The 13104-nt window shown below is 62.6% G+C and carries 14 protein-coding genes; 7 read left to right on the top strand and 7 right to left on the bottom strand.

Going from position 1 to position 13104, the window contains the following annotated elements; all coding sequences use genetic code 11:
- The first annotated feature begins 77 nt into the window (after positions 1 to 77).
- Entirely contained in the window at positions 78 to 404 is a 327-nt protein-coding gene (locus JET17_RS05255; protein WP_012312961.1) for a hypothetical protein, read from the top strand.
- A 116-nt stretch (positions 405 to 520) separates the two neighbouring features.
- Positions 521 to 1126, top strand: coding sequence for a flavin reductase family protein (locus tag JET17_RS05250; RefSeq protein ID WP_012312960.1), 606 nt, complete (start codon positions 521 to 523; stop codon positions 1124 to 1126).
- Here the strand turns inward: JET17_RS05250 and JET17_RS05245 are convergent, their stop codons facing one another.
- Both JET17_RS05245 and JET17_RS05240 read right to left on the bottom strand, forming a co-directional pair.
- Positions 1127 to 1360 carry a hypothetical protein gene (locus tag JET17_RS05245; RefSeq protein WP_012312959.1) on the bottom strand — a complete coding sequence of 78 codons (234 nt, stop codon included), beginning with the start codon at positions 1358 to 1360 and terminating at the stop codon, positions 1127 to 1129.
- A 56-nt stretch (positions 1361 to 1416) separates the two neighbouring features.
- Positions 1417 to 1710, bottom strand: a complete 294-nt coding sequence (locus JET17_RS05240; RefSeq protein ID WP_012312958.1) for a putative quinol monooxygenase — start codon at positions 1708 to 1710, stop codon at positions 1417 to 1419.
- A gap of 202 nt (positions 1711 to 1912) precedes the next feature.
- Here JET17_RS05240 and JET17_RS05235 point away from each other — a divergent pair, with 202 nt between their 5' ends.
- Entirely contained in the window at positions 1913 to 2833 is a 921-nt protein-coding gene (locus tag JET17_RS05235; protein WP_012312957.1) for an AraC family transcriptional regulator, read from the top strand.
- A gap of 12 nt (positions 2834 to 2845) precedes the next feature.
- Here JET17_RS05235 and JET17_RS05230 read toward each other — a convergent pair whose 3' ends face one another.
- Complete coding sequence (locus tag JET17_RS05230) at positions 2846 to 4483, bottom strand: 5-guanidino-2-oxopentanoate decarboxylase (protein ID WP_012312956.1); 1638 nt, start codon at positions 4481 to 4483, stop codon at positions 2846 to 2848.
- Between the two features lie 113 nt (positions 4484 to 4596).
- Here JET17_RS05230 and JET17_RS05225 point away from each other — a divergent pair, with 113 nt between their 5' ends.
- Positions 4597 to 5475, top strand: a complete 879-nt coding sequence (locus JET17_RS05225) for a LysR substrate-binding domain-containing protein (RefSeq protein ID WP_012312955.1) — start codon at positions 4597 to 4599, stop codon at positions 5473 to 5475.
- On the opposite strand, the gene JET17_RS05220 is transcribed toward JET17_RS05225, so the two are convergent.
- Together JET17_RS05220 and JET17_RS05215 are read right to left on the bottom strand one after the other, a co-directional pair.
- Complete coding sequence (locus tag JET17_RS05220) at positions 5469 to 6083, bottom strand: NAD(P)-dependent oxidoreductase (protein WP_012312954.1); 615 nt, start codon at positions 6081 to 6083, stop codon at positions 5469 to 5471. The genes JET17_RS05225 and JET17_RS05220 overlap by 7 nt on opposite strands.
- A gap of 27 nt (positions 6084 to 6110) precedes the next feature.
- Positions 6111 to 6986, bottom strand: coding sequence for an MBL fold metallo-hydrolase (locus tag JET17_RS05215; protein ID WP_012312953.1), 876 nt, complete (start codon positions 6984 to 6986; stop codon positions 6111 to 6113).
- 104 nt (positions 6987 to 7090) lie between these two features.
- Between JET17_RS05215 and JET17_RS05210 the strand changes: the two genes are divergently transcribed.
- Positions 7091 to 7999, top strand: coding sequence for a LysR family transcriptional regulator (locus tag JET17_RS05210; protein ID WP_012312952.1), 909 nt, complete (start codon positions 7091 to 7093; stop codon positions 7997 to 7999).
- Positions 8000 to 8286: 287 nt separating this feature from the next.
- Here the strand turns inward: JET17_RS05210 and JET17_RS05205 are convergent, their stop codons facing one another.
- Positions 8287 to 9156 carry an isocitrate lyase/PEP mutase family protein gene (locus JET17_RS05205; protein ID WP_012312950.1) on the bottom strand — a complete coding sequence of 290 codons (870 nt, stop codon included), beginning with the start codon at positions 9154 to 9156 and terminating at the stop codon, positions 8287 to 8289.
- 379 nt (positions 9157 to 9535) lie between these two features.
- On the opposite strand from JET17_RS05205, the gene JET17_RS05200 reads away from it, so the two are divergent.
- Positions 9536 to 10987 carry an MDR family MFS transporter gene (locus tag JET17_RS05200; protein ID WP_012312949.1) on the top strand — a complete coding sequence of 484 codons (1452 nt, stop codon included), beginning with the start codon at positions 9536 to 9538 and terminating at the stop codon, positions 10985 to 10987.
- Positions 10988 to 11058: 71 nt separating this feature from the next.
- Here the strand turns inward: JET17_RS05200 and ttgR are convergent, their stop codons facing one another.
- Complete coding sequence (gene ttgR, locus JET17_RS05195; RefSeq protein WP_012312948.1) at positions 11059 to 11691, bottom strand: efflux transport transcriptional regulator TtgR; 633 nt, start codon at positions 11689 to 11691, stop codon at positions 11059 to 11061.
- Between the two features lie 255 nt (positions 11692 to 11946).
- On the opposite strand from ttgR, the gene ttgA reads away from it, so the two are divergent.
- On the top strand, positions 11947 to 13101 hold the full coding sequence (gene ttgA, locus JET17_RS05190; protein WP_012312947.1) for a toluene efflux RND transporter periplasmic adaptor subunit TtgA: 1155 nt from the start codon (positions 11947 to 11949) through the stop codon (positions 13099 to 13101).
- Positions 13102 to 13104: the final 3 nt, after the last annotated feature.

Here is a 13104-nt window from a genome sequence, read left to right as displayed (position 1 = left end):
CTTTTTAATCAAATTGATCGGAGTAGCATTGGACTCATAGAAACAAACAACCTCTTGAACCCACCGGAGCAACCATCATGAAAAACAAACTGATCCTCACCCTGGCCCTCTCGGTTTTCGCCACTGGCGCCTTCGCCGAAGATGGCTTCGACCGCACCAACGCCCACAGCTTCGCAGCGGCCCAGAGCCAAGCAGCCACTTACGCTGAAGACGGTTTCGACCGTACCGGTGCACAACGCTTCGCCGAAGACGGCTTCGACCGCACTGGCGCACAACGCTTCGCCGAAGACGGCTTCGACCGCACTGGCGCACAACGCTTCGCCGAAGACGGCTTCGACCGCACCGGCGCACAACGCTTCGCCGAAGACGGCTTCGACCGCACCAACGCCCACCGCATCAGCTGATCCCTGATGCGTGCAACCAGCCCGGCCTCGGTCGGGCTTGATCATTTCCAGGCGGGCACAAGCTTGGCACACTAGGCGCCTCGTCCCCTCTGGAGGTAGGGCCACAAGCCCGACAGATGTACTACTACGAACCTGCCCAAGGCCACGGCCTGCCCCACGACCCGTTCAATGCCATCGTCGGCCCACGCCCGATCGGCTGGATCTCCTCCCAGGACCGCGAAGGCCGCTTGAACCTCGCGCCCTACAGTTTCTTCAACGCCTTCAACTACATCCCCCCGATCATCGGTTTCTGCAGCGTCGGGCGCAAAGACAGCCTGAACAATATCGAGCAGACCGGCGAGTTCGTCTGGAACCTGGCCACCCGCCCGCTGGCCGAAGCCATGAACCAGAGCTGCGCAGCCGTACCGGCAGAGGTGAACGAGTTCGACTTGAGCGGGTTGACGGCAACCCCGTCGAGCCTGGTGAAGGTACCCCGCGTGGGCGAAACCCCGGTGGCCTTCGAATGCAAGGTGAGCCAGATCGTCCAGCTCAAGCGGGCTGACCAGGAACATGTGCCGAGCTGGCTGATCCTCGGCGAGGTGGTGGCGGTGCACATCGCTGAGCACCTGCTCAAGGACGGTATCTACGACACCGCGGCCGCCGAGCCGATCTTGCGAGGCGGTGGCCCGGCGGACTACTTCGAGCTGGGCAACCTTTTCAAGATGAGAAGGCCGCAGGCCTGATCACCAGACCAACTCGCCTTCTTCACCAACGCCCTTGAGGCGTTCGAGCTCGGCGCAGGCGGCCTCGTCGGCCGCCATGGCGCTCTTGAACACCTGACCGCCGAGCACCTTGTGAAAACGCGGCGCACCGCCCATGCCCAGCGCCTTGACCGCGATGGCGGCGTGGTAACCGCCGCCTTCCACCGGGACCATCGCCGAAACCGCTTCGAAATGCGGGAACTCTTTACGTGCCATGTTGCAATCCGCGTCGTTGATCGAGGGGCGGCATTCTACCCCGCGCGGCGCGGCATTCAACCGAAGGTATGCAGATCCAGGCTGCTGACCACCTGGGCCTGCACCAGCTCGCCAAACACCTGCAAAGTCGGCGACTCGAAATAACCTGTCATCGCCTGCTGGTCACGCCAACTCCCGCTGAGCAGCCACAGATCGGCATCGGCCTGCGAGCGCTGTACGGTAAAGCTTAGGCAGCCAGGCGCGCTCAGCGACGGTTCGAGCAGGTCCCGCAGACGCGCGCCGAGCTCCGCCGAACGACCGCTGCTGGCACGGATGAAAGCCAAATGGGTGACCGGTTGTAGAAGGGCCATTGCACGATCTCCTTGGAGCAGACGGACGGGAAAACCAGGCTGCCAAGGTTAGTGGCGCGCCCGCGCGGCGCGTTAGGCCATTACTGCACGTCGATTGCCTGATCCTGCCGTGCGGCAGGATCAGGCAATCGACGTGCAGCTTTGGACTAGCGCCCGCCATTGCCCAAACCTATGCTGCGTCGGTCAGCAGAGGAAAGCCATCATGACCACCGCCCCGTCCATTGATCCGACCCTGGAAGTGCAGCGCCAGGAACTGGCCGAGCTGATCGGGCGCCATGCCGGCGAAGCCCACGGCCCCGCGTCGGCCATCGATGATCTGTACCTGGTGCGCTACACCGAGAACGTGCGCTCGGTGCCAACCCTGGCCCAGCCTGCCCTGTGCGTCCTCGCCCAAGGCAGCAAAAGCCTGTTTCTGGGCGACGAGCAGTATGCCTACGACCCGCTGCATTACATGGTGGTGTCGGTGACCCTGCCGCTCAGCGGTGCCAAGCTCGATGCCAGCCCGGAAAACCCCAGCCTGGGCCTGCGCCTGGACCTTGACCCGGCCGAGATCAGCCAGTTGATTGCCGAAAGCGGGCCGATGCTGGTACCCAATCTGCCCTCAGGTCGCGGCCTGTATGTGGAAAGGACAGATCCGCAACTGCTCGACGCACTGCTGCGCCTGATTCGCCTGCTGGACTCCCCGCGTGACATTGCCATGCTCGCGCCGCTGATCCGCCGGGAAATCCTTTACCGACTGCTGCGTGGTTCTCAGGGCTACCGCCTGTATGAAATTGCCCTGGCCAACAGCCAGACGCACCGGGTGTGCCAAGCCATCACCTGGCTCAATCAGAATTACCAGCAACCGCTGCGCATCGAGGATCTGGCTCGGGAGGTCAACCTCAGCACCTCGACCTTGCACCACAGGTTCAAGGCCGTGACCTCCATGAGCCCATTGCAGTACCAGAAGCAGTTGCGCCTGCAAGAGGCCCGCCGGCTGATGCTCAACGATGGGCTGGAGGCAGCGGTGGCGGGTTATCGGGTGGGTTATGAAAGCCCGTCGCAGTTCAGCCGCGAGTACAGCCGGCTGTATGGCGCGCCACCGATCCGGGATGTAGCGCGGTTGCGGGCTAGTGCCGGCTGATTGTTTGAATGGTCAGCCCTCTACCACTGCCTGCCACTGGTTCTGATCGACCTGGATCAACGTCGGCCCCTTGCGCTCTACAGCACGCCCCAGGGCCGCCTGCAGCTGCTGCACATCACCAACCTGTTCCGCTTCAGCCCCCAAAGCACGAGCCACGCCGATGAAGTCCGGGGTATGGATATCCACCCCGACCGGCTCGATGGCACGATTGACCATGTATTTCTTGATCTCTTCATAGCCCTGGTTATTCCACAGCAGCACGATCAGCGGCACCTGCGCCTCCACTGCACTGGCCAGCTCCGGCAAGGTGAACTGCAGCCCACCGTCCCCGATGAGGCAAACCGCCGGAGCACGCGCGGCCGGTTGCTCGGCGCTGCCCAGCCACGCCCCCATCGCCGCCGGCAGTGCATAACCCAAGGTGCCGTAACCGGTCGAGGCATTGAACCAGCGGCGTGGCTGATCCATATCCAAGGTCAGGTTGCCGGTGTACACAGGCTGAGTCGAATCGCCCACCAGGATGGCGTTGGGCAAGCGTTCCAGAATGCTGGTCAGCAGGCGGGTCTGGCTCAGGGTTGGCTGGTCCCAGGTAGCCCGCAGTGACGTGCGCAGGCGCTGCGCGCGTGCCGCCCCCCACGTGCCATCGCGGGCAGGCTGTGGCAGGTCGTGCAAGGCATCGAGCAATGCCTGTGCTGCCAGCTCGGCATCGGCGACCAGCGCCAGCTCCGGCAGGTAATTGCGCACGGTCTGGTCCGGATCGATGTCGATGCGCAGCAGTGCGCCGGGGATATCAAAGCCGCCCTTGAACGTCACGTCGTAGTCGGTTTCAGCCAGCTCGGTGCCAATCGCCAGCACTACATCAGCCTCAGCCACCAGCGCACGGGTGGCGACCAGCGACTGGGTCGACCCGATCTGCAACGGATGGTCAGAGGGCAGCAGGCCCTTGGCATTGATGGTCAGAGCCACAGGGGCCTGCAGGTACTCGGCCATGCGTGCCAGCGCAGAGCCAGCAGCCAATGCACCGCCGCCTGCCAGGATCAAAGGCTTGCGTGCCTTGGCCAGGCGTTCGGCCATCTGTGCCACAGCCTGCGGCGCGGCGCCCGCACGGCTGCTGCGTACAGGGCGCCCCGGTAGCAGGTGGTCAGCAGGTTCGACCAGCACATCCAGCGGAATCTCGATATGTACCGGACGCGGCCGGGCGCCATCGAACACCGCAAACGCGCGCGCCAGTAACTGCGGCAAGTCATCAGCACTCATCAAGGTTTGCGAGAAGGCGGCCACCCCAGCCACCAGGGCACTCTGGTTGGGTAGCTCGTGCAGCTTGCCACGGCCACCACCCAGCTGGCTTCGCGACTGCACGCTGGAAATCACCAGCATCGGGATCGAATCAGCGTAAGCCTGGCCCATGGCAGTGGTGATGTTGGTCATGCCCGGGCCGGTGATGATGAAACATACACCCGGCTTGCCACGGGTACGCGAGTAGCCATCAGCCATGAAGCCAGCGCCCTGCTCGTGACGTGGCGTGATATGACGGATGGACGAGCCCGCCAGCCCTCGGTAGAGCTCCACGGTATGTACGCCGGGGATGCCGAAGACATGGTCCACGCCATAACCTTCGAGGAGTTTGACCAGTACTTCGCCGCACGTTGCCATCGGTTTCACCTTGGATCTTGTTGGAATCTGTGCGTATTGGACCCAACCCAAGGCTATCGCCACAAGGCAAAAAAACACATACTAGCCATGTCCTTTAATCATGGCTTGCGACGATGAAACGCCTTCCGCCCCTCCCAGCCCTGCACACCTTTCTGGTCACCGCGCAGCATTGCAACTTCACCCGTGCCGCACAGCAGCTGCATATCACCCAGGGCGCCGTCAGCCGGCAGATCGCCGGGCTCGAAGAACACCTGGGTTATGCCTTGTTCCAGCGTCAGGCCCGCGGCCTGAGCCTGACGCGTGAAGGGCAGGACTGGCTGCCGCGCGTGCAACAGGTGTTCGCCTTGATCGAACAGGGTGTGCGCGAGGTGGGCGGGCGCAGCGCGACCTTGCAGCTCAAGGCGCCGACCTGCGTGATGCGCTGGCTGTTGCCGCGCCTGATGGAATGGCAGGCACTGCGCCCGGATGTGCCGGTAGAGCTGACCACCACGGTGCAACATGGCGTGGATTTTCGGCGCGAAGGGTTCGATGCGGCGGTGGTCTATGGCAGCTTGCCCAATCATGGGCTGCGGGTGCGCAAGCTGTTCGATGAGCAACTCACGCCGGTCTGCGCGCCATCGTTACTGGCTGGGCCTTTGCCACTGAAGCAGGTCGAGGACCTGGCGCGCCATATGCTGCTGCACCCATCGCGGGATGAGCACGACTGGCGCCTGTGGCTGCAAGCGGCCGGTGCGTCACTCGACCTGCACGGGCCGAAGCAGCACTTCGAGACGCTGGACATGGCCATGGCCATGGCATCCCAGGGCACTGGGGTTGCCATTGGCGATTGGGCATTGATTGGCGATGACCTGCGCGGCGGGCGTTTGTGCATGCCCTTCGGGTTGAAGGTGACCACCGGCAAAGCCTATTACCTGGCCTGCCAGTCCAAAAGCTTGCCAGCAGGGCTGGCCGAGCTGATGGACTGGCTGGAGGGCCGTGCCGAGGCTCAGTAACCGACGGTAAACCGCTGCCGCGAATGCGCCGGTTTCTCCAGCTCATCAAGCATGGCAATGGCGTAGTCGGCAAAGGTAATCCAGCTCTTGCCATCGGCGCCGATCAGCAGGTGGTCCTTGCCCAAGGTGTAATGCCCTGTCCGCTCCCCTTCGACGAACTCAGCCGACGGCGACAGGAAGGTCCAGTCCAGGTTCTGTTCCTGGCGCAGCACCTCAAGAAAGCGTACACCGGCGCTGGCCTCGGCCTTGTAAGCCTCCGGAAAGTCCGGGCTGTCGATGACCCGATGCCCGGAAGGCAACAGCAGGCTGCCGGCGCCCCCGACTACCAACAGGCGTTTGACGCCCGCACGCTTGACCGGCTCGATGATCGCATGCGGCTCGATGGTCGAAAAATGCGCAGCGCTCAGCACCGCATCCACACCCGCCAGCGCCTTCTGCAGCGCCGCGCTGTCCTTGACGTCGAGCGCCTGCACGGTCACGCCCGCGCGCCCCTGCAGTGTCGAAGGGTCGCGGGCAATGGCGAGCACACTGTGCCCGCGGCGCAACGCCTCTTCCAGCAGTTGGCTGCCAGCGCGGCCAGTAGCACCGATGATTGCGATCTTGCTCATGAGGAACACTCCTTCAGTTGAATGGAATTACCACTTCATCTCGCCCTTGGCGACCTTGGCACCGAGCTCCAGCGAGCTCTCGTCGGCCAGGCCCGGGTAACGCTTCTTCATTGCGGCGATCAGCCCATCGGCGTCTTTGGCCTTGGCCGCTTCAACATCGAACGCCTGGATGTAGCTCGCCGTGAAATGCACGGCATCGAGCGAATGATCGCTCTGCCCCAAGTAGTGGCCGGGCACGACAGTACGCGGTGACAGCTGCTCGATATGCTTGAGCGTGCCAAGCCAATCCGCATGCGACTTGGCTGACTGGGTATCGGCCATCCACACATGGATGTTTTCGGAGACCACCACCCCACCCACCACCGCCTTGATCGACGGAATCCAGACAAAACTGCGTTCACGTTGCGGGCCATCCAGCCCCATGACTTCGAGCGGCTGCCCCTCCAGCATCAGGCGATTGCCATCGAGCACCTGTGGCACCACCAGCCGCGCCGGTTTGTCGGAGCCCATCTGCGGCCCCCAGTAAGCCAGCTTGGCATCCATGGTCTGGCGGATATGGGCAACGGTGGCGGCCGAAGCAACCACGCTGGCCTCAGGGAAGGCCTGGGTCAGGGTGTCGAGGCCGAAGTAGTAGTCCGGGTCGCCATGGCTGATGTAGATGGTCGTCAGGTGTTTGCCGCCAGCACGCAGGCGTTGCACCAGCTGTTCGGCCTGGGCCTTGCCGAACTGGGCGTCGACCAGGATGGCGTCCTTTTCGCCACTGACGATTACCGAGCTGACCGGGAAGATGGCCTCATGGCCTGGGTTGTAAATGTCCAGTTGCAACGGCTCGGCAGCCTGGGCCTGGCCAGCCAGGGCGACACATGCCAGCACCAGGCTGCGCAAGGGAGTGAATATCGACATGCTCTTTGACCGTCCTCGAGAAGAATGATCAACAGCTTAATTGCCCGATCCGTGACAAAAAATGCGATGCTCGAACATAGTTTGTTTCTGAAATCGGGCAAATTATGGACCGTCTGAACGCGATGCGCGTTTTTGTCACCGTCGTCGACCTGGGCAGCCAGTCGGCTGCGGCCGATCAACTGCAGCTGTCCCGCCCTGTGGTCTCGCGCTACCTCGCCGAGCTGGAGGACTGGGTTGGCGCACGCTTGATGCAGCGCACCACGCGCAAATTGAGCCTGACCGCCGCTGGCCTGGAGACCCTGCCCCGCTGCCGGCATCTGCTGGAACTGGCCGGCGACCTGCAGGCCGCCGTGCAGCAACCGGCGGATGCGCCCCGTGGCGCCCTGCGCATCAGCGTCAGTACCTCATTCGGCCAGGCACAACTGGTGGATGCGGTAGCCGCGTATGTGCGCCGCTACCCTGGGGTGAAAGTCGAGCTGCAGATGCTTGATCGCACGGTCAACCTGGTGGACGAGCGCATCGACCTGGCCATCCGCACCAGCAACGACCTGGACCCTAACCTCATCGCCCGGCGCCTCACTGTATGCCGCTCAGTCGTCTGCGCGGCACCCGCCTACTTGCATGAGCATGGCACCCCGCAACGGGTCGAGGAGCTGAGCCAGCACAATTGCCTGACTCATGCCTACTTCGGCCACAGCGTCTGGCATTTCGAAGTGGGCGGCCAGCCGATCACTGTGCCGGTCGAAGGTAATATCAGTGCCAACGAGGCCATGACCCTGCAGAAGGCGGCACTGGCCGGTGCAGGGGTCGCCATGCTGCCGACTTACCAGGCTGCCGCGGCCATGCGTACAGGCGAGCTGGTGCGCCTGCTGCCTTATGCACGCCCGCAGGAGCTGAACCTGAATGCGGTGTACACATCACGCAAGCATATGCCGGCGACCTTGCGCACCATGCTGGATTTTCTGGCGCAGCGGTTCAGGGACGAACCGGAGTGGGATAAAGATTTGTTGTGAACTGCCGCGCAACCGGGCTGTTGCGTCAAGCGTCCACCGGTGATTGACCTATGCTTGAGGTATCACCTGTTTTTGCAACAGGAGGTGAGCACCATGGGCATCAAATCAAGAAGAGTCGCCCTTGTCATGGCATTGACTGCAGTCGCAGGGCTGTACGGCTCAGCCTGCTGGCGCGCAGAACTGCTACGCAACCAGCCAAGCTCGGCGGCCAGTTGCGAGCAGGCGCACTGCGTGCCGCATACGGCAACCTTGAGCGCCGTCCGTTAGGTTGAACGGCGCCAGGCCGGTCACTCATCAACGCTCATGTATTCCTTGGCCCAGCGGATGTAGTCCTCAGGCTGGGTGTAGGTGTGAGAGAGTTCGGTGGCCGTGAGGTTCTCCGACTTGTTCTGCTGGCCGCGCTGCAGGCGCAGGCAGTCATAAGTGGCCTTGATCGCGGCAAAGTAGGCGGCATGTCCATCGACCACGATCCGCACGCCAAGGCGCGCCAGGCGCTCATCGTCGTGCAGGTTGGGGTTGGCGTAGGTCACCAGCATCAGGGGCACGCTCAGGTGCCCGGCAATCTGCTCGAGTTGCTCGAAGTCTTTGACGCCCACCATGCAGATCGCGTCGGCACCGGCCTTCTGGTAGCTCTGGGTGCGCACGATGATTTCTTCGGTGCTGAGTACGCCAGCGTTGGTGCGGGCGATGATCGACAGCGACGAGTCGACCCGGGCCTCCAGCGCCGCACGGATCTTGCCAACCCCCTCCTCGACCGGGATCAGGTCGGTGGACTTGCGCCCGAACTGGGCCGGCAACAGCGTGTCTTCGATGGTCAGCGCAGCCACACCGGCGCGTTCCAGTTCGATGACCGTGCGCATGACATTCAGCGCATTGCCATAACCGTGGTCGGCATCGGCGAGCACCGGCAGCTGGGCCACACGGCCGATGCGGGTAGCCTGCTCGACGAACTCACTGAGTGTGATAAGGGCGAAGTCTGGTGCAGCCAGCACCTGCAGCGAAGCGACCGACCCGCCGAGAATGCCGACTTCGAAGCCCAGGTCAGCGGCAATACGCGCCGACATTGGGTCGAACACGGAGGCCGTGTGATAGCAGGAACCTGAAGCGAGCAGCTCGCGGAAGGCAAAACGCAAATCTTGATGGGAAGCCTTGGGCATGATCACTCCGCTTATACGTGAAATTGAACGGTTGCTACCGACCCCTGAATCGGGTCTACCTGACCTGTTCCAACCGTCGCCATCTGGGCGGTCATGCTCGACATGCAGGCAGAGGAATAAAAGGTGTGGGATACAGCGGCACTGGAATCCTGCGACATCATGCTGCACCAAGCTGGTGCAACCCGCGGATTCAAGGCTCTGCGGCACATGCACGATATCACGCGGCCATGCAGCACTGGATGAATGCGCCAATGCCGATCTTGCATGGGCGATGCAGATAGTACATAGGTAGCTACCTAAGTCGGGTTACACTCGCAGCATTGATGCCGACCCGTCCGCGGGCCAGCAAAGTCACCGCCGTCGCAAACAAGGTGCCCCCGTGACCGCCGCCCTCCCCCAGACCGCCCTGCGCAACGTACTCACCGCGTTGATGCTGGCCATTTTCCTTGGTGCCCTTGACCAGACCATCGTCGCGGTCTCACTGCCCGCCATCTCCGCCCAGTTCAATGACGTCGGGCTGCTGGCCTGGGTAATTTCGGGCTACATGGTGGCGATGACCGTGGCGGTCCCTATCTATGGCAAGCTGGGGGACCTGTATGGCCGCCGGCGCATGATACTTACCGGCATCAGCCTGTTCACACTGGCCTCCATCGCCTGCGCACTGGCCCAGGACATGCAGCAGCTGGTGCTGGCGCGGGTGCTGCAGGGCATCGGTGCGGGCGGAATGGTCTCGGTGAGCCAGGCGATCATCGGCGACTTCGTGCCGCCGCGCGAGCGTGGGCGCTATCAGGGCTATTTCAGCAGCATGTACGCCGCAGCCAGTGTTGCCGGGCCGGTACTGGGTGGGTGGCTGACCGAATACCTGTCGTGGCGCTGGGTGTTCTGGATCAACCTGCCCTTGGGCCTGGTCGCCCTGTGGGCCATCCATCGCGCCTTGGAGGGTATGCCCGTGCAACGCCGTCAGGCCCAGGTGGACTATCTGGGGGCGGTGTTGCTGATCCTTGGCCTGGGCAGCCTGCTGTTGGGCATTACCCTGGTCGGCCAAGGACATGCCTGGACTGCGCCTGCCGTAGTGGCCCTGTTCGCCTGTGCCGGGCTTGGCACAGCCTTGTTCATCGGGCATGAACGTCGTTGCCAGGAGCCGTTGCTGCCACTCGGACTGTTCGGTAACCGGGTTGCCGTGCTGTGCTGGGCGGTGATTTTCTTCGCCAGTTTCCAATCGATCTCTCTGACCATGCTGATGCCCCTGCGCTACCAGGGCATCACCGGGGCCGGGGCCGACAGCGCCGCGCTGCACCTGCTGCCCTTGGCCATCGGCCTGCCCATCGGTGCATTCACCGGCGGGCGCATGACCAGCTTCACTGGCCGCTATAAGCCGCAGATCCTCGCCGGTGCGTTGCTGATGCCGGTGGCGATCTTCGCCATGGCCATCACCCCACCGCAGTCGGGCGTACTCAGTGCGCTTTTCATGTTGTTCACAGGCATCGCCTGCGGGCTGCAGTTCCCGACATCGCTGGTAGGCACCCAGAGCGCAGTCGATAGCAAGGACATCGGCGTGGCCACCAGCACGACCAACCTGTTCCGCTCACTTGGCGGCGCCATGGGCGTGGCATGCATGTCCAGCGTACTGCTGGCACTGCTGCATCAGGGCGGGTTCGAATTGCTGGGTAATCCGTTGCTGGGGAGCCTGCAGGCGGGCGAAGCTAATCCTGCTACCCAGGCACGATTGCTGGAGACCTTCAGGCACCTGTTGCTGGGCAGCGCCACGGTGGCGCTGCTGGGGCTGGTGGCGGCAGTGGCATTGCCAGACCGGCAGTTGCGCGGGCGCTAGCGGAGCACCTTAGGTTTTAATCATCCCTTAATGCTCAGGGAAAACACTCCCTCACAATCCTTAACAAAGTGTCATTTGCGCAAAGCAGGGCTCAAGCGCAGCATATCCAGCCCGGTGTCCACCCATTTTTCGGCATCGCGCAGCAAATCGAAGCTGTCTGGCAGTAGCAACCAGCGCCCGATCAGGCCATCGACATAGGCAAACAGGGCCACGGCTGCCCGCTCTACATCAAGCCCGGCCGGCAACTGTTCACGGCGCACGGCATTGGCCAACGCCAGGGTAATGCCCTCGTGGCAATCCAGCACCGCGCTTTGGCGCTGCTGGCGAATTTCACACATGTCATCGGTGAACTCGCACTTGTGATGCAAGATCTCATTGATACGCCGGGTCCGGGCGTCGAGCACAAGCTCATTGAACACTTGCAGCAGCAGCTTGCGCATGCAGCCAAGCGGGTCCAGTTCGTCCTCGCTTTCACTGGCACGCGCCAAGTGGTCATGGGTCTCGTGCAGACTGTCGAGCAGCGCCTGCACCAACTCCGCCTTATTGTTGAAATGCCAGTAGATAGCACCGCGGGTCACGCCCGCCAGTTCGGCGATGTCAGCCAGGGTGGTTCGAGCAACCCCACGCTTGTAGAAAGCCTTTTCCGCCGCCTCGATGATCTGGGTTCGGGTTTCCTGGGCTTCTTCTTTGGTTCGACGGACCATGGCAGTACAACCTCATCTGGGCCCACAGGCACATTGCCTGTGGGGAATCCGCCGGGGTCACCTCTGAAGGGTGCCTCCGGATGGGCTAATCAAGGGGCCGGATAGTAGCCAAGTACTACCCAACGGTATTTACAAACAACCATGAATGTAAGTATATTCGTTAGTAAGCTATTTATCCACCTGATAGCATTTTTTCTGACAAGACTCTTCCATTACTCTTGAGCGTCTCCCTGCTCTAGCGACCCGAGGATCCTCATGCAATTCAAGCCAGCCGTTACCGCTCTGGTTTCCGCCGTCGCCCTGGCAACTCTGCTAAGTGGCTGTAAGAAAGAAGAAGCCGCGCCCGCAGCACAGGCTCCTCTGGTCGGCGTCGTGACAATCCAGCCCCAAGCCTTCACCCTGACGTCCGAGCTGCCGGGGCGCACCAGCGCCTATCGCGTGGCCGAAGTGCGCCCACAGGTCAATGGCATCATTCTCAAGCGCCTATTCAAAGAGGGCAGCGACGTCAAGGCCGGTCAGCAGCTGTACCAGATCGACCCTGCCGTATACGAGGCCACCCTGGCCAACGCCCAGGCCAACCTTCAGGCTACCCGCTCGCTGGCCGAGCGCTACAAGCAACTGATCGACGAACAGGCGGTGTCCAAGCAGGAATACGACGACGCCAATGCCAAACGATTGCAGGCCGAGGCCGCGCTCAAGAGTGCGCAGATCGATCTGCGCTATACCAAGGTACTGGCACCGATCAGTGGTCGTATCGGTCGCTCTTCGTTCACTGAAGGTGCACTGGTGAGCAATGGCCAGACCAATGCCATGGCCACCATCCAGCAACTCGACCCGATCTACGTCGATGTCACCCAGTCCACCGCCGAGTTGCTCAAACTGCGCCGTGACCTGGAAAGTGGCCAGCTGCAGAAGTCCGGCGACAACGCCGCGTCCGTCCAGCTGGTGCTGGAAGACGGCAGCCTGTTCAAGCAGGAAGGTCGCCTGGAGTTCTCCGAAGTGGCGGTCGACGAGACCACAGGTTCGGTGACCCTGCGCGCCATCTTCCCCAATCCTGACCACACCCTGCTGCCCGGCATGTTCGTGCACGCGCGGCTCAAGGCCGGGGTCAACAGCAATGCCATCCTGGCCCCGCAGCAAGGCGTGACCCGTGACCTCAAGGGTGCCCCCACCGCGCTGGTAGTCAACCAGGAGAATAAGGTCGAACTGCGCCAGCTCAAGGCCAGCCGCACCCTGGGTAGCGACTGGCTGATCGAGGAAGGCCTGAACCCGGGCGACCGCCTGATCACCGAGGGCCTGCAGTACGTGCGCCCGGGTGTCGAGGTCAAGGTCAGCGATGCCACCAACGTCAAGAAACCGGGCAGCCCTGATCAGGCCAGCGCGGCCAAAGCAGACGCCAAAGCGGAGTAAACC

The organism is Pseudomonas putida (assembly GCF_016406145.1).
GTDB classification, from domain to species: domain Bacteria; phylum Pseudomonadota; class Gammaproteobacteria; order Pseudomonadales; family Pseudomonadaceae; genus Aquipseudomonas; species Aquipseudomonas putida_E.
This window is presented reverse-complemented; position numbering and strand designations above follow the sequence as displayed.